The following is a 16,522-nucleotide window of genomic DNA, read 5'->3' as shown; positions in this document are numbered from 1 at the left end:
GCGTACGTCAGCGTCCGGGTCAAGGTGACACCATGGCGAATCGAACCGTGAAGATCCTCGCATCGGCCGGGTTGATGTATGCGGCCAGGCGCTACTTCCGCGACTGGGGCACCACCAAGGACGAGTCGGGCGGCACCCTCCCCGGTGACGAGCTGCTCTCGCCGCCGGTGTTGCAGGCCACCGAGGGGGTGACGATCGATGCGCCCGCCGAACTAGTGTGGCCGTGGTTGGTCCAGATGGGACAGGACCGGGGCGGCCTGTACAGCTTCGAATTCATGGAGAACGCACTGGGATTGCGCTACCGCAATGCCGACCGCATCCACCCCGAGTGGCAGCATCTCGATGTCGGCGACACGGTCAGACTGGTGCCCCCGGGCTGGCTGGGGCTGCCCCGGGGCGTCGTGATGACCGTCTCGGAGATCGCCGCCCCGAGCTTGATCGTGTTGCGCGCGGCCCCGCCCGGGTTGCCCTGGGAGATGGTGTGGTCGTTCCACCTGCTGCCGCACTGGGAGGACCGCTGCCGGCTGTTGATCCGGTCGCGCCTGGGGCTGCGGCATCCCGGGGAGTTCGTGCTGGCTGAAATCGTGGGCCCCGCCCGGGCTTTCGTCACCCGCGGCATGCTGCTCGGCATCAAGCGACGCGCGCAGGGTCCGACGACCTGATCCGATGAACCGATCCGATGACCGAGCCGATGACCTTAGGCCCTAACGATTCCGACCGTGCAGGGCGTACCAAGAACCCATGAGCAATGGAGCGGAAGCATCGCCCGTCGTCGACGTTGAGGTCACCACCCACGGGGACTTCCCGGGTATCGCCGAGTACGCGCGCACGAAGATCGGGGGACTGGCCCGGATCGTGCACCGTCCGATATTGCGCGCCAGGGTCAGGCTGACGCGCAGCCACGATCCGGCCGTCGAGCGCCCGGTGGTCGCGCAGGGCAACCTCGACGTGCAGGGCAGGCCGGTGCGCGCCCAGGTGGAGGCTGACACCGCCCAGGAGGCGATCGACAAGCTGGAATCGCGGTTACGGCGCCGACTGGAGCATCTGGCCGAACGATGGGAGGCGCCAAGGGGTCCCGAGGCCGCGCCGCCGTGGCGAAACGGGGAGGAACCCGCCCGTGCGCCGCGGTCGGTGACACGTTCCACCGGTGAGCCGCGCATCATCCGCCGCAAATCCTTCGCCATGGCGCCGTGCACCATCGACGACGCGGTGGCCGAAATGGAGTTGCTCGACTACGACTTCCACCTGTTCACCGAGAGTGGTTCGCAGACTGCAGGAGTCGTGTACCGGGGTGGCCCCACCGGATATCGGGTAGCGCTGGTGGCGCCCGCCGTCGCCGACGAGGTGGCGCCGTATCAGGACTCCGTCACCATCAGCCCGCAGCCGGCGCCGTGCCTGCGGGAGCAGGACGCTCTCGAGCGGATGGCGCTTCTGGGCCTGCCGTTCCTGTTCTTCATCGACGCCGCGCAGGGTCGGGCCAGCCTGCTGTACCGGCGCTATGACGGCGCCTACGGGTTGATCACGCCGGCCGGATAGCCTGAACGGAGCACAGAATGACGTCACTACCATCACCCAAGCCACACGGAATCGTGGCCGCAGTCGACGGCTCGGCGACTTCACAGCTGGCGGCGGTGTGGGCCGCCAGGGAGGCATCGCTGCGCGATGTCCCGGTCACCGTGGTTCACGTGCAGCCGACGGACGAGTTCAGCCCGTGGCTGGACGTGCCGATCACCGCGGAGTCGACGGTCGCCCGCGATCGTCGGGCCGCCGAGATCGTCGCCGAAGCGGTGCATGCCGTGACCGGTGCGCTTCAGGGCAGGCGTGAGGTTCCCGTCCGGGAACTGCTCCTGGCCGACCCGTTGATGCCGGCGTTGATCGACGTGTCGAAGGACGCCGACATGATCGTCGTCGGGTGCCGCGGGCTGGGCGCGGTGGGGCGCCTGCTGCTGGGGTCCACCACCTCGGCGCTGGTGCACCACGCGCGCTGCCCGGTCGTGGTGATCCACGACGAGGATCGGGTTGTCAGCCGGGAAGCTTCGGCGCCTGTGGTCGTCGGTGTCGACGCCTCACCGGCCTCGGAACTGGCGGTCGCCATCGCGTTCGACGAGGCGTCGCGGCGGGGGGTCGAGCTCGTCGCGGTCCACACCTGGACGAACAGCGCCGACTTCTATGTCGACGTGGCGGTCGAGGCCCTGGCGGAGCAGGCCGACGAGGAGCTCGCCCAGCGCCTCGCGGGCTTCGGCGAGCAGTACCCGGATGTCGTGGTCCGCCGGGTCGTCGGTCAGGACAACCCCGCGCACCGGCTGGTCGAGGAATCGCATCGGGCGCAGCTGTTGGTGGTCGGCAGTCACGGCCGCGGAGGCTTCGCAGGCCTGCTGCTCGGATCGGTCGGCTGGGCTGTGGCCCAGGCGGCGCGGGTGCCGGTCATCGTGGCCCGCCAGTCCTGAGGTCGACAGGGGTCCGACATGCAGACCAACACGTTCGGCCTCGGCGTCTGGGCGCGGCGCCTGGTGGCGCGCAGCCCGATCGTGCGCGGCACGGACCGCGTCGAGGCGGCGGCCCTTCTGTTGGTCGCCGCGCTGAGCATCCTCACCGTCCCGATCGCCGGCGCGGTGGGAACCGCGGAATACGACCGTCTGGTGCACACCTTCGCCGAGCAACGGCTGGTCAAGCACGAGGTGGACGCGACCGCGGTGCGCGACAGTCGGGGAGCGGCCCAGCCCTACGAGAAGCCGTACCTCACCGAGGTTTCGTGGGATCACGCGGGCACCACCCACACCGCCGAGATCCGGACCAGGCAGATGAGCGCCGGTGACCGGGTGCGGATATGGGTCGATGACGCCGGGAACCGCACGGTGATGGTCCCGTCGGACCAGGACGCGGCCGCCGAGGCGGTCATCGCTGCGCTCGCCCTGTGGTCGGTGGCGTCGGGCACGGGCCTGGCCGGATGGTTGCTGTTGCGAATGAGGTTGAACCGGATGCGGTTTCAGGCTTGGGACCGTGAACTCGACGATCTCGCGGACAACGGGGGGCGTACCAACAACAACACGCCGTAGCACACCGGGGAGAGGGGCCGACATGTTGGCAATGGTGTACGACGGGCCTGGACGACGGTCGTGGCGGTCGGTGCCGGAGCCGGTGATCCAGCAGGGCACCGACGCCATCGTCCGCGTCGACGCGGTGACCATCTGCGGAACCGACCTGCACATCCTCAAAGGGGCTCTTCGCAGTTAGCAGTGGCATTGGTGCCGGCTGGGTGTGACTCGCCGCGATCGGCGGGTGCAGGCCCACCGTACGCGGCGGCGTTGGTTGTCGGGGTTGCGGAATCCGAAGGCGATGCGCCCGACGTGCTTGACGATGCGGTTGTAGCCCTCGCTGCGAGCGTTGGTCAGCCCGGTTTGCAGGGCGGCGATGATCGGGGCCTGCCAGGTCTCGATGGTGCGGGCGAATCGGATGACCTCGGGCACCTTGCAGGCCGCGCAGAAGCGGTAGAACCGGTCTAGCGCGGCGGCGATGTCGTAGCGCAGCCCTCCTCGGTCGGCACAGGAAAGCAGTTCGCGCAGCAGTTCTTTGGCGATCCACGCCGCAGCGATGTCCTCGTTCGGATCAGCGCTCAGCAGCTTGGCGAACAGGTTGCTGCGCTGGTCTGCGGTGAGCCGCTCAGCACCGCGCAGCAGCCGGCGGCGGTTGATCCACTCGACGTCGGCCTTGCGACCGCGTCGGCCCCGCTGGGCCCAGGTGACCCGGCGGCGCACCGCGTCGAGCATGTCGTTGGCCTTCTTGACCAAATGGAACCGGTCGGCGATCACGATCGCCTGCGGCAACGCCTCGCGGGCGACCCGGGCGTAGGCGGGTGAGAGATCGATGGCCACGTGGGTGATCTGCGCCTTCCAGGTGGGGTCCTGGGTCGCCAGCCAGTCGATCACCGCCCCGGAGTTTCTGCCGTTGACCTGGGTCAGCAGGCCCTGATCGCCGGTGACGTCGACCAGGCCGGTGTCCCAGCGATCCACCCACACCCTCCGGCCGAGCGCCGGGTCGTGCTCCCATTTGGCTTTGCCGCGGCGGGTCTCGTCGATGCCGAGCACCGCAACCGGCTCCAGCTCGACCTCCAAGGCCTCCTCGGCGACGGTGATGACGTGGTCATGCACGGTGTGCCAGCCGCAGCCGTACTGCCCGGCTACCGCAGCCACGGAGCGGTCCTCGTCGAGCACCGCGCTGGCCATCGACGCCTTGGCCCGCGGGGTAACCCGCGCTCGCGCCGGAACGCCAGGCACCGACTCGGTGAACACCTTGCGCTCGCAGACCATGCTGGGGCACAACCACTTTCGCTTACGCCAGCGCAGCACCGGACGATCCGGGCCGACCTGCACATCACGCGGGCCGGTGTACACCCAGCCCTTCGACCTGCTGGAGCGCTCCCCACACGCGGGGCAGATCCCAACCCACTCCGGGGCGGTCAGTACATGCACCAACCGGGTACCGTCCTCGAGGCGCTGCACCGACTCGACGACCACACCGTCGAGATCGAGCAGCAATGAACTACCGTCAACCATGCCCGCGTTCCTTGTCCTGGATGCCTGAGAACACCCAGCTCACAGGGGCGCGGGCCCCTAATCAATCACCGACACGACACGATGTCGGACAACACCAGACCCCTATCAAGTGCGAAGAGCCCTCAAAGGTGATGTGCCGGAAGTGGAACCGGGTCGGGTGTTGGGTCACGAGGCGGTCGGCACCGTCACCGAGGTGGGGCCGGCCGTGCAGACCTTGTCGGTGGGTGACCGGGTGTTGGTCTCCTGCATCAGTGCGTGCGGTGCCTGCCGGTACTGCAGGCAGGGTCAGTACGGGCAGTGCCTGGGCGGTGGCGGATGGATCCTGGGCCATCTCATCGACGGAACCCAGGCCGAGTACGTCCGGGTGCCGTTCGCGGACAACTCCACCCACAAGGTGCCGGAGGGTGTCAGCGATGAGCAGATGATCGTGTTGGCCGACATCCTCCCGACCTCGTACGAAGTCGGGGTCCTCGCCGGTGCCGTCTCTCCGGGTGACGTGGTGGCGATCGTCGGTGCCGGACCGATCGGGCTGGCCGCCGTACTCACCGCGAAGCTCTACAGCCCCAGCCATATCGTGGTGATCGACGTCGCCGATGCCCGACTGGACGCCGCGCGCAGGTTCGGCGCCGACACCGTCGTCAACTCCAGCACCCGCAGCGCGCGGGACGTCATCGACGAGCTGACCGGTGGCCTCGGCGCCGACGTGGCCATGGAGGCGGTCGGTCTTCCCGAGACCTTCGAGGAGTCGGTCGCACTGGTGCGTCCCGGCGGACACGTCGCGAACATCGGCGTGCACGGTGCCCCCGCGACATTGCACCTCGAGCAGATCTGGATCAAGAACCTGACCATCACCACCGGCCTGGTCGACACCCACTCCACACCCACGTTGATCAGGTTGGTCGCCAACCATCAGCTGGACACCGCCGCGATGATCACCCACCGGTTCCCGATGGACGAATTCGACACGGCCTATGACGTTTTCGGTGATGCCGCCCATTCCGGTGCGCTGAAGGTCCTGCTGACGGCGAGCCCGTGATGACGCCGCCGTGGCTTGGCGACGGGCCGATCGTGGTGGGGGTCGACGGCTCGCAGGCGGCGCTCAACGCGGTACGGTGGGCCGCCGCCGAGGCGCTCGCCCTGGACGCGTCGCTGCGCCTCGTGCACGCGGTGGCCGCCGCCGTCCCGACCGGATCCGACGTGGTTCTCGACCATGCGGAGAAGGCGGCCAAGGCGATCCGCACCTCGCTTCGCGTCGAGGCGGCCGCGACAGTGGGGGCGCCCGGCGCGGTCCTGCTTCGCGAGTCTGCGCGCGCGGCGATGGTGTGCATCGGGTCCCGGCCGGCTCAGGGGCCGCCGATCGGGTGCATCGCGAAAGTCCTTGCCGAGGGTGCGGGTTGCCCGGTGGCGATCATCCGGACCCGGGCGGACGGCGCTCCGCAGACCGACGGTGTGGTGTCGGTGGTGCTGTCCGACGACGACGACACCGACGCCGTGCTGCATCTGGCGATGCATGAGGGCCGGCTCCGGCACGCCACCGTCCGGCAGATCGACCAACGCACCGACAGCTGGGTGCGGCGCTATCCCGACGTTCACGTCGAACTCGTCGCGGCCGGAACCGGACGGCAGTACCACCGCAATGACGCGCGGGACACCGGAGTCGGTCTGGCCGTGGTGGGACGCCGGGACGCCGCGGACCTTGTGGCGCTCACGGTGCCCGGCTGCCATCCCATCCTCGGCTATCCGGACTGCTCGGTGCTGCTCGTGCGGTCCTGACCGGCCCGTGTTCAGGGGGCGTTGTCCGGCTCGCAGATCAACACGTCGAAGCAGCCGTCGCGCAACGGGTCGCGACCGCGCGGCGCGAGCAGCTCGGCGACACCCGCCGCACGTTCGTGCGGGACGATCGCCAGGCCGATCGGATCACGATGCCGGGCAAGGTAATTGAGGATGCTCCCGGGCGTGGCGACGGCGTGCACCTCCAGCTCCGGGTGGCGCAGGCGCCACGGGGCGAGCCGGCGCTCCCACTGCGCCTTGACCGAGCGGTTCTTGTTGGCCACGGCACCGTCGTCGTGGATGTCGGGGTACCGGGAGGGCCAGGTGGCCACCACGCGCAGCGCCGCGCCGCGCAGCAGTGCCTCCTCGACCCCTGTCCGCAGCACGAGTTCGCCGGCCGGCGAGTCGTTCACCTCGACCACCACCCAGCCGGGTTTCGAGTTCGTGCCTGCTGAATGGATGATCGCCACCGGACAACTCGCCGTCAACGCCACCGCCGCAGCGGTGCGGTCCACCGGGCCGCTCCCGCCGTGGGTGAGCCCTGACGAACCCACGCACAGCATGGACGCGTCGCGCGACTGCGACCGCAACACGTGCGCGGCCCTGCCTGGCGTGATCTGGGTTTCGACTTTGACGGGCTTGCCGTTCGCCTCGACCGCGGCCACCGCCGACTGCACCACGCGTCCGGCGCGGGCCAGGTCGTCGGCGTCGAGGTGAGCGCCGTCCGTCGGTGTCACGGCGTGGACGAGCCGCAACGGGATGTCGCGGCTGGCTGCCTCGTCGATCGCCCAGATGGCGGCGGCAGTCGCGAAGCGGGACCCGTCGATCCCCACCACCACCGCCGGCGACGTCTGCACGGGCTCAGCCTCTGATCTCCAGCACGTCCGCGACGGGACGGCGCGGAGTCGGCGATCCGATGGCGTCGCCTGAAGGCGCCGACCCCACCCTCACCACCACCTGGGGTACGGCCTGCGACCCCGTCAGCGACTCGACGATCCTGCGGCTCTCGGGCACCTCCGTGAGGTGCGACAGAACGCACGTCGCAAGGCCGGCCATGGTGGCGTCGAGCAACAGCGACGACAGCATCTCGCCGCACCGCACGAAGCCGTCGCGGGTCTCGTCCACGGTCGACAGCACCACCACCTTGGCGTGGTCCTGCGCGATCTCGCCGCGGCGGTCGCGGTGGCCGGCCGCGGGGAAGTCCCGGCCGATGTCCACGCGGTCGCTCTCCGCCTCGGAGAGCAGGGTGCCTGTCGGTATCCCTTCGCCGACCGCGACATCCGCTGTCCAGCCGATGAGTTCGGCGTGATACTTCGAGTCGTAGCGGCGAGCGGATCTTGTCAGCTCCGAAGCCTTGACGAGCTCGGGCCGTGAGCCGTCGGCGATGGTGTGCAGTGACACCGAGCCCTGAGCGGTCCCGCTGGAAAGCTGCGCGATGAAGGACTCCCAGTCCGGCGGTGCCGCGAACGGCAGCCGGTCCGTGCGCCGCCGCGCGATGGCCTCCGCGCGCTGGCGATGGGCGTCGGTGACGAAATCCATGGCGCTGAAGTCGATTGACGCCAGGTGGTCCCGGTTGTTGGGGTTGGGGAACCGGTCGACGTTGCACTTCCAGCCGGCCGCCGCCATCGCCACCCGGAAATGGTCGAGCACAATCCCGCAACTGATCACGAGTTCCCGGCCGGTGGTGTCGGTGTACCGGGGCGCCCGGGCGTCGTCGAGGAACAGGGAGACGACCGCGCCCTCGCTGACCCACCGCCAGGGCTGGCTGTTGAACAGGGACGGCGCGCGGCAGGCCAGCGCCAGGGCTTCGGTGATGACCTCGATGTCCACGGCCACGTCACGCATATCTCACACCTCGATTCGGTGTCTCCACGATGCCGTGACCGTGCACGGCAGGCCAGGGCCAATGGTCCTCAACGAAAAATCCGGGAGACCCTGTCGGCCGGCGACGCGGTGGACGAGAGTCGCGGGTATGAGTGGCGGATCCTGGCTGACCACGGGCAACCTCGGTGCCGAGGTTCACGAAACACACACCGGGCTGGTGGCACTGGTCGGCGACCGGGCGTTCAAGATCAAGAAACCGGTGGTCACGGACTTCCTCGACTTCAGCACCGCGCAGAAGCGCGAAACCGCGTGCCGTCGGGAGATCGAGCTCAACAGGCGGTTGGCGTCCTCGAGCTATCTCGGGGTGGGCCACTTTCAGCCACCCTCCGGGGACGCGGAACCGGTCATCGTGATGCGCAGGTATCCCGACACCGAGCGGCTCGCCGAGCTGGTCCGCAGCGGCGCCCCGGTCGAGACCTGGCTCACGGCGATCGCCGACCTGCTGGCCCGGTTCCACAGCCGCGCCGAGCGCGGGGACGCCATCGACCGGGAAGCGACGGCCCGGGTGCTGTCGGACCGGTGGCAACAGAATCTGACCGAACTGCGGCGCCATGCAGGCACGGTGGTCGACGACGGGCAGATCGCCGAGGTCGAGCGGCTGGCGAGCGCCTATCTCGCCGGCCGGGAACCGTTGTACCAGGCGCGGATCGCCGCCCATCGTGTTGTCGATGGCCACGGCGACCTGCTCAGCCAGGACATCTTCTGTACCGCGGAGGGGCCGATGCTGCTGGACTGCCTGGAGTTCGACGACAGGCTCCGGTATGTCGACGGCATCGACGACGCCGGCTTCCTGGCCATGGATCTGGAGTTCCTCGGCCGCCGCGACCTCGCCGATTTCTTCCTCGACGAGTACTGCCGCCGGGCCGACGACCCTGCGGCGCACTCGTTGCGGCACTTCTGCATCGCTTACCGCGCCGTCGTGCGCGCCAAGGTCGACTGTGTGCGGGTGGACCAGGGGCACGCCGAGGCCATACCCGATGCGCAGCGTCATCTCGCGATCGCGTTGGCACACCTGAGGTCCGGCCGCGTGCAACTGGTCGTCGTCGGCGGCGGGCCGGGCACCGGCAAGACCACCCTTGCCCGCGCGCTGGCGCAATGTGTTGACGCACAGTTGATCTCCACGGACGAGGTGCGACGCGAGCTGGTCGGCAGCGGGGTGGTGCACGGCCGTGCGGGGGAACTGAACACCGGCCTGTACACGCCGGAGAACGTGTCGGCGGTCTACGACGAGGTGCTCAGCCGCGCCCGCGCCTGGCTCGGGGCCGGGCATTCGGTGATCGTGGATGGGACGTGGCGCGACGCAGGGCACCGGCAACGCGCACACGCGGTGGCCGCCCAGACCTACTCGTCGATCGTCGAATTGCGTTGCACGCTACCGGTTGCCGAGGCGGAACGGCGGATCGCCGGCAGAGGTGCGACGGCGTCGGACGCGACACCCGCGATGGCGGCAGAGTTGAGCAGATGGGAGTCGGACTGGCCGGATGCGCACCCGATCGACACCGCGGGCCCGCTGGCGGACTCGGTGGCGGCGGCGCGTCAGGTGTGCCTGGACACGGTCTAATCGTCCTGCGCCAGCGTGAAGTAGTTCTCCTCCTCCTGCACGAAGTGCAGACGCAGCAACGCGTACAGGCCGTACAGACACGCCAGCAGATCGTCGACCTGGTACGGCTGGATGCTCCCGGCCGACTCGGCCAACTGCACATGGGTGCCGATGCGGTCGGAGAGCCGCTGAATCTCGGCGTGGGTGCGGCTCATGGTGGCGGTGGCCTCGCTGCTCTGCAGCGGTGCGGCCAGCGCCGGATACAGCTGGGCCTCCTCGGCGCGCTCGTGGGGCAGTATCCGGTCGGTGAGCAGCGCGTAGGACTGTTGTACGGAGCGCAGCGCGGTGGCGTCGGCGTTCTCGACCAACCTGTCCGCGCTGTCGCGGATCTGCCCGAGGGCGTCGCGCAACTCGTCGTGCTCGGCCGAGAACTCGAGCAGCATCGTCTCGGTCCCTGCCGCCAGGTCCACCTCGGTCTGCGGATTGCCGTGCAGGGCGCGCAGCGCGTTGAGGATGACCGCCACGTCGATGGCCTCCTGCAACAGCGCTCCCGCCGCGGGAGGCAGCCAGCCCAGCGCGGCGGCGGCCATCGCCAGCAGTGACAGGCCCATGCCGACCCCGGCGCTCTGCACGGCGATGCGCCGCGACCAGCGCGCGATGTCCATGGCGTCGGCGAGCCGGTCGAGCCGGTCGGTGGTCAACACGATGTCGGCGGCCTCCGACGATGCGGTGGCGCCCCGAGCCCCCATCGCGACACCCACCGTGGCGGCCGCCAGCGCGGGTGCGTCGTTGATGCCGTCGCCGACCATCACCGTGACGGCGCGTTCCTGCTCGGTGCGTACCGCCGCGACCTTGTCGGCCGGCGTCTGCTGTGCGTACACCTCGTCCAGACCGAGCACCGTGGCGACCTCGCGCGCGGGCTCGGCCCGGTCGCCGGTGAGCATCACCAGGCGGTCGAAACCGGCCTTGCGCAACCGCCGCATCGTGCGGGGAGCCTGCCGGCGCAGCGGATCCCGAAGCAGCACCGCGCCGACCGGAGCCGAGTCGATGCACACCCAGGCCAGTGCCGCGCTGTCCAGCCGGGCCCTGTTCACCGCGGTCTGCGTCCAGGCCGACGTCGCCATGTCGTCGCTGAGCTTGCCGACCGTCACGCGCCGCCCGTCCAGGCTCGCGGTGACGCCTCGGCCGGCTTCCTCGACGGCGTCGGCCGGCAGCGAAAGACGCAGACCGCGAGCCAGCGCCTCGGTGACGATCGCCTCGCCCAGCACGTGCTGCGACAGCTGATCCACCGACGCCGCCAGCCGCAGCACCTCGCCGGCGTCGATGCCCGGGGCGGCGACGACGTCGACGACCTTGGGCTGTCCCATGGTCAGCGTGCCGGTCTTGTCCATCACCAAAGTCGTTGCGTGGCCCAGGTTTTCCAGAGCGCCACCGCTGCGGATGACCACGCCGGCCCGAGAGGCCCGGGACAGTCCGGACACGATGGCCACCGGTGCGGCCAGCAGCAGCGGGCACGGGGTGGCGACCACGAGCACCGCCACCGCCCGCACGGCCGACCCGCTGGCCAGCCACGCCGAACCCGCCATCAACAGCGCCAGCGGCAGGAAGTAGGCCGCATAACGGTCGGCGAGCCGCACCACGGGCGCGCTCTCGGCGCCGGCCTGCCGCGCGAGCCGCACGATGCCGGCATAGGTGCTGTCCTCTGCCGTCGCGGTGGCGCGGATCTCGAAGACGCCGCCCGCGTTGACCACCCCGCTGCGGACCGTGTCCCCGGCGCAACGTTCCACCTGGAGGGACTCGCCCGTCAGCGCCGACTCGTCGAGCACCGCCGTCGCCCCGGCGACGCGACCGTCCACCGGCACGATGTCACCGGGAGCGACGACGAGCACGTCTTCCACCCCGACGTCGGAGAGGGCGACCATGGTGACCTCGCTGCCCACCCGGCGGCGCGCGAAGCGCGGTGCCCGCTCGAGCAGCGCCTTGAGGTCGCGGGAGGCGCGGCGGGTGGCCGCGGCGTCCAGCGCGCGTCCGCCCGAGAGCATCACCGCGATGAGTGCGCCCGCGAGATACTCACCGACGAGCAGGGTTCCGACCAGCGAGAGCACCGCGATCAGGTCCACCCCGAGCCGTCCGCTGCGCAGCGCGACCAGGACCCACAGCACCGCCGGCACGACCGCGACCACGGTGCCTGCCACCCAGCAGAGGTCGGCGACACGCGACGCGCCGAGCAACCAGGCGACACCGCCGGCGCCGAGCGCGCCGAAAGTGAGCACCACCAGGGCGGGTTCCAGGTAGGGCCGCCACCGCGCGAAACCGCGGCCGCGCCCGGACCCGCTGCCCGACACTAGCCGCGGACGACCGCGACCGGTGCGAGCGCCGATTCGGCGACCGCGGTGCTCACGGAACCGAGCAGCATGCTGGAGATCCCGCCGCGTCCGCGGCTGCCGACCACCACCAGCTGGGCCTGCCTCGATTCGTCGATCAGCCAGCGCGCCGGCTTGTCGCAGACGATCCGGCGACGGATCGCGACGTCCGGGTAGCGCTCCTGCCATCCGGCCAGACGCTCGCCGAGTACCTCGTGTCCCTGTTGTTCGTACTGATGCCAGTCCATTCCGAGAATCGGGAACACGGCGACATCGCTCCAGGCGTGCAGCACGACCAGTTCGACCCCGCGGCGCGACGCCTCGTCGAAGGCGAACGCCGTCGCGTTCTCCGACGCCGGCGAGCCGTCGATGCCCAGCAGCACGGGCAGCGTGTCGTGAGGCTTACCGACCACGCCCTCCCTGGTGACCACCACCGGACACTTCGCGTGGTGCAGCAGGGCCCGGCTGACCGATCCCAGCACCGCCCCGCCGACCGGGCCCAGTCCGCGACTGCCGACCACCATCAGGTCGGCGTGCGCGGATGCGTCGGCGAACTCGGTCACGGCGCCGCCGTGGCGCACCTCGACACGCACCTCCGGTGGTGGCGCGCCCGCCGTGGCGGCGGCCACGGTCTCCTGGGACTGCTCGATCACGCTCTTGGCGTTGTCTTCCTGCCACTCGTAGAAGCTCGTCACCACCGCCTCGATCGGCCAGGTGACCACGACCGGCGCCACGACGTGCATCAGGGTGATCGGACGGTGCCGCAGCGCGGCCTCCTGAACCGCCCACCGCACCGCGGAGTGTGCCTCCGGTGATCCGTCGACGCCGACGAGAATCCCGAACTCGCTTGACGATTCGGACATGGGTGTCTCCTTGTCTTGGGGGACGAGCTAGGACCGCACCACGAGCGCCGAGGAGGTGCCGCGTCGGAGCAGGGAGTGACCGTGCCCGATGATCTTCGCGACTTCACCGGCCTCGTCGCTGCCGATCACCGTCAGCATCACCGGTTCGTCGTGCTTCTTGAGGAAGTGGGTGACGTCTGCACTGCCGGCGATGGGATAGATGTGCACGTCGGGGTAACGCTCGCGCCATGACCGGAGGCGGCGCTCGAGTGCATCGGCCGAATCCTCGGTGCGACCGTCGCCGAGTGCCAGCACGGGAACGTGCCGGAGTGCGGCTTCCCGCAACGCATGCTCGACGACTTCAGCGTTCTGCGGTTGTTCGGTGACCGCGACGACGATCCAGTGGAATCCGTGCTCGCCTGCGTGCGGGTGAGGACGGATCACCGCGACGGGGCAGTGGGCCCGCTCGGCCACCTCGGCCGCCGTGGAGCCGAGGATCGACCTGGCGTAGCGGCCGATACCGACGGAGCCGACGCACACCATCTGAGCCTGCTCCGAGAGCGAGATCAGTGCCTGCGCGGCCGGTCCGTCCACCACCGTGGTCTCGACCGTCACCGGCTTGCCGGTGGCTTCGACGGCGCTGCGCGCCTCGTGCAGACACTCGTGGCCGCGGCGCACGTCCTCGGCGTACTCGGCGGCGTGGCGATCGGTCGGCTTGGTCGTGTAGACCAGGTGGACCGGGGCGCCCCGGCCGGCCGCCTCGTCGACCGCCCACAGTGCGGCGGCGAGCGCCGTGGCCGACCCGTCGATTCCGGCGATCACGGGCGAGGAGGTGCCTGCCGTTGCCATCGTGTGCTCTCCGTTCAGAATCGGTGCTGTTCAAACGGTATTGAGCGGCGCCGCTCCGGGCCTAGGGCCATTGGTCATCGCCCGGGGTGGCTGAACCGGGCGGCCCGCCGGTGCACCCGGTGGGCATGGCCGCGGGTGCGTTGAGGCGGGCCGGCCGGGTGCATCGGCTCGGCGTAGAACATCGTCTTGGTCACGTCGACCAGTACCAGGTAGCCGATCGTCAACGCCACCAGCGCCGCGAAGAACTGCCAGGGCAGCGGGGTGAAACCGAGGTGGCCGGCGACGGGGGAGACCGTGAGCACGATGCCGGTCACGATCACGGCCCCGGTGGCCAGCACCAGTGCCGCCGCCGGCCTGCTGCGCAGGAACGGCACCTTCCTGGTCCGGATGGCGAAGATGATCAACGTCTGGGTGGCCAGGGATTCGATGAACCAGCCGGTGCGGAACTCGGCAGGGCCGGCGTGCAGGACACCGAGCATCAGGCCGAACGTCAGGAAGTCGAACAGTGAACTGACCGGACCGAACGTCAGCATGAACCGCCGGATGAACGCGATGTTCCAGTGCGCGGGCGCGTGCATCTGCTCGTCGTCCACCCGGTCGGCCGGAATCGCCAACTGGGAGGTGTCGTAGAGCAGGTTGTTCAACAGGATCTGCCCGGGCAGCATCGGCAGGAACGGCAGCACCGCCGACGCAGCCGCCGCACTGAACATGTTGCCGAAGTTGCTCGACGTCCCCATCAGCACGTACTTGACCGTGTTGGCGAAGATCCGCCTGCCCTCGGCGACGCCGGTGGCGAGCACACCGAGATCCTTCTCCAGCAGCACCACATCCGCGGCGTCCTTGGCGACATCGGTTGCGGTGTCGACGGATATCCCGACGTCGGCGGCATGCAGCGCCAGCGCGTCGTTGACGCCGTCACCGAGGAAGCCCACCGCGCGGCCGGTGCGCCGCAGCGAGGACACGATCCGCTCCTTCTGCGTCGGTGAGATGCGGGCGAAGATCGTGTGGTCCCGGGTGGCCTGCTCCAGCGCGCTGTCGTCGATCTGGTCCAGCTCGGCCCCGGTCAACGTGCCCTTCGACGCCAATCCCAGTTCGGTGCAGACTCTTTCGGCGACCCGCGGATTGTCGCCGGTGGCGACCTTGACCTCGATCCCGAGGGCGGCCAGTCGCGTCAGCGAGTCACGCGCGGCCGCCTTCGGGTTGTCGGCGAACACGAGGAACCCCTGCAGGGTCAGATCGACCTCGTCGGCGACGGTCACGGTTGCCATGCCGTCGGCCGGTCTGGTCGCCACCGCCACGACCCGCCTGCCGCCGGCGAACAGGGCCGCCAGGGTGCGGTGCGCCTCGGCGCCGGCCCCGGTGGACCGCGCGATCACCTGTTCCGGCGCACCCTTGACCACCAGGATCCGGTGTTCGCCGTCGTCGACGAGCGCCGAGCTGGCCCGCCGGGTGTGGTCGAACGGCAGGTACGCCGCCCGGTTCACGCCCGCCGTGGGCGCGCGCCCCCTCCACAGCGCCGCGTCCAGGTCGTTGGCGCTGACGCCGCCGACGGCGGGGTCGAGGTCGGTGGCCATCAGCCCGAAACGCAGCACCTCGTCCGATGTCTGACCCGACGGGGCGACGGCGTCGACGAAGTCCACCCGCCCGTCGGTCAGGGTTCCGGTCTTGTCGGTGACCAGGATGTCGATGTCGCCGAGATCCTCGATGCAGACCAGCCGTTTGACCAGCACCTTGGCCCGCGCCAGCCTGCGCGATCCGGTCGCCAGGCTGGTGCTGACGATCGCGGGAAGCAGCTGGGGGGTGATCCCGACGGCGATGGCCAGTCCGAACAGGGCCGACTCGATGAGCGGACGTCCCAACAGCAGGTTGGTCACCACGATCACCACGGTCAGCGTCAGTGCCACCCTCAGCAGCAGATACGAGAAGCGGCGCAGCCCGGTCTGGAACATGGTTTCGGGCTGGCGTTCCCCCAGACCGACGGCGATCCTGCCGAATTCGGCGTCGGCTCCGGTGGCGAACACCACCGCGGTCGCGTCGCCGGCACTGACCACCGTCCCCATGAAACCCAGGTTGGCGTTGTCGGCGAGCGAGCTGCCGGCCGGGATGGCCGCGCAGCACTTCTCCGACACCGTCGACTCGCCGGTCAGGATGCTCTCGTCGCATTCCAGCCCGTTGACCTCGATCAGGCGGACATCGGCGGGGATCAACTCGCCGATCTCGAGTCGGATCACGTCACCGGGAACCAGACCGCTGACGTCGACGCGCTCGAACCGTCCGTCCCGGCGCACCACCGCGCTGTGGCGTACCGCCGAATGCAGTGCCGCCGAGGCTCTTTCGGCACGGTATTCGTTGACGAAGCCGAGCCCGACGCTGACGGCGAGAATGGCCCCGATGATCACCGCCTGGGTGTCGTCGCCGAGGAAGAACGACAGCGCCGCGGTTACGGCCAGCAGCCCCAGCACCGCGTTGGAGAGCTGTCGGCGAAGCACCGCGAGCGCGCTGACCTTGTGGGTGCGCACCACGTTGGGGCCCGTGCGCGCCGTCCGGGCGCGGGCTTCGGCGCTCGAGAGCCCCTCGGCGGAGGTGCCGAGCAGGCGCAGGGCCTCCTCGGGCTCCACCACGGCAATACGGCCGCGGTCGACGACGGGCCGCGACCCTACGGCCGTCATCGGGCGGCTTCGAGCAGCGCTCGCCGCGAGGACGTGACGCCGAACTTGTCGG

12 protein-coding genes and 3 pseudogenes are annotated in these 16,522 nt (G+C 69.9%); 8 read left to right on the top strand and 7 right to left on the bottom strand.

Annotated features, from left to right (window positions below; genetic code table 11):
* The first annotated feature begins 32 nt into the window (after positions 1-32).
* The 5 genes and pseudogenes from BN976_RS09005 to BN976_RS33180 all read left to right on the top strand — a co-directional run.
* Complete coding sequence (locus tag BN976_RS09005; RefSeq protein ID WP_011778639.1) at positions 33-662, top strand: SRPBCC family protein; 630 nt, start codon at positions 33-35, stop codon at positions 660-662.
* Positions 663-741: 79 nt separating this feature from the next.
* Entirely contained in the window at positions 742-1,536 is a 795-nt protein-coding gene (locus tag BN976_RS09000) for a ribosome hibernation promotion factor (protein WP_036370042.1), read from the top strand.
* Between the two features lie 17 nt (positions 1,537-1,553).
* The gene (locus BN976_RS08995) at positions 1,554-2,447 is read left to right on the top strand and encodes a universal stress protein (RefSeq protein ID WP_036370039.1); all 894 of its coding nucleotides are present in this window, start codon (positions 1,554-1,556) and stop codon (positions 2,445-2,447) included.
* An 18-nt stretch (positions 2,448-2,465) separates the two neighbouring features.
* Entirely contained in the window at positions 2,466-3,056 is a 591-nt protein-coding gene (locus BN976_RS08990) for an Rv1733c family protein (RefSeq protein ID WP_036370037.1), read from the top strand.
* Positions 3,057-3,078: 22 nt separating this feature from the next.
* A pseudogene (locus BN976_RS33180) lies at positions 3,079-3,219 on the top strand (alcohol dehydrogenase); the annotation flags it as partial.
* 11 nt (positions 3,220-3,230) lie between these two features.
* Here BN976_RS33180 and BN976_RS08985 read toward each other — a convergent pair.
* A pseudogene (locus BN976_RS08985) lies at positions 3,231-4,596 on the bottom strand (ISL3 family transposase).
* Between the two features lie 78 nt (positions 4,597-4,674).
* Here BN976_RS08985 and BN976_RS08980 point away from each other — a divergent pair.
* Together BN976_RS08980 and BN976_RS08975 are read left to right on the top strand one after the other, a co-directional pair.
* Positions 4,675-5,589: pseudogene (locus BN976_RS08980) on the top strand (zinc-binding dehydrogenase); the annotation flags it as partial.
* Complete coding sequence (locus BN976_RS08975; RefSeq protein ID WP_036370034.1) at positions 5,589-6,326, top strand: universal stress protein; 738 nt, start codon at positions 5,589-5,591, stop codon at positions 6,324-6,326. The pseudogene BN976_RS08980 and the gene BN976_RS08975, both read left to right, overlap by 1 nt.
* An 11-nt stretch (positions 6,327-6,337) precedes the next feature.
* On the opposite strand, the gene BN976_RS08970 is transcribed toward BN976_RS08975, so the two are convergent.
* The gene (locus BN976_RS08970) at positions 6,338-7,180 is read right to left on the bottom strand and encodes a universal stress protein (RefSeq protein ID WP_036370031.1); all 843 of its coding nucleotides are present in this window, start codon (positions 7,178-7,180) and stop codon (positions 6,338-6,340) included.
* A gap of 4 nt (positions 7,181-7,184) precedes the next feature.
* Positions 7,185-8,168 carry an Acg family FMN-binding oxidoreductase gene (locus BN976_RS08965; RefSeq protein WP_036370027.1) on the bottom strand — a complete coding sequence of 328 codons (984 nt, stop codon included), beginning with the start codon at positions 8,166-8,168 and terminating at the stop codon, positions 7,185-7,187.
* A gap of 127 nt (positions 8,169-8,295) precedes the next feature.
* Between BN976_RS08965 and BN976_RS08960 the strand changes: the two genes are divergently transcribed.
* Complete coding sequence (locus BN976_RS08960; protein ID WP_036370024.1) at positions 8,296-9,768, top strand: bifunctional aminoglycoside phosphotransferase/ATP-binding protein; 1,473 nt, start codon at positions 8,296-8,298, stop codon at positions 9,766-9,768.
* Here the strand turns inward: BN976_RS08960 and BN976_RS08955 are convergent.
* From BN976_RS08955 to mgtA, 4 genes are all read right to left on the bottom strand, one after another.
* Complete coding sequence (locus BN976_RS08955; protein ID WP_036370021.1) at positions 9,765-12,092, bottom strand: heavy metal translocating P-type ATPase; 2,328 nt, start codon at positions 12,090-12,092, stop codon at positions 9,765-9,767. The two genes, BN976_RS08960 and BN976_RS08955, sit on opposite strands and share 4 nt — an antisense overlap.
* On the bottom strand, positions 12,092-12,973 hold the full coding sequence (locus tag BN976_RS08950) for a universal stress protein (RefSeq protein ID WP_011778649.1): 882 nt from the start codon (positions 12,971-12,973) through the stop codon (positions 12,092-12,094). The genes BN976_RS08955 and BN976_RS08950 overlap by 1 nt, the downstream gene beginning before the upstream one ends.
* Positions 12,974-13,000: 27 nt before the next feature.
* Positions 13,001-13,801 carry a universal stress protein gene (locus tag BN976_RS08945; protein ID WP_036370019.1) on the bottom strand — a complete coding sequence of 267 codons (801 nt, stop codon included), beginning with the start codon at positions 13,799-13,801 and terminating at the stop codon, positions 13,001-13,003.
* Between the two features lie 74 nt (positions 13,802-13,875).
* Complete coding sequence (gene mgtA, locus BN976_RS08940) at positions 13,876-16,470, bottom strand: magnesium-translocating P-type ATPase (protein ID WP_036370017.1); 2,595 nt, start codon at positions 16,468-16,470, stop codon at positions 13,876-13,878.
* Positions 16,471-16,522: the final 52 nt, after the last annotated feature.

Source organism: Mycolicibacterium austroafricanum (assembly GCF_000612725.1).
In the GTDB taxonomy this organism is placed as follows: domain Bacteria; phylum Actinomycetota; class Actinomycetes; order Mycobacteriales; family Mycobacteriaceae; genus Mycobacterium; species Mycobacterium austroafricanum.
The sequence above is the reverse complement of the archived record's forward strand: the minus strand, read 5'-3'. Positions and strand labels throughout refer to the sequence as shown.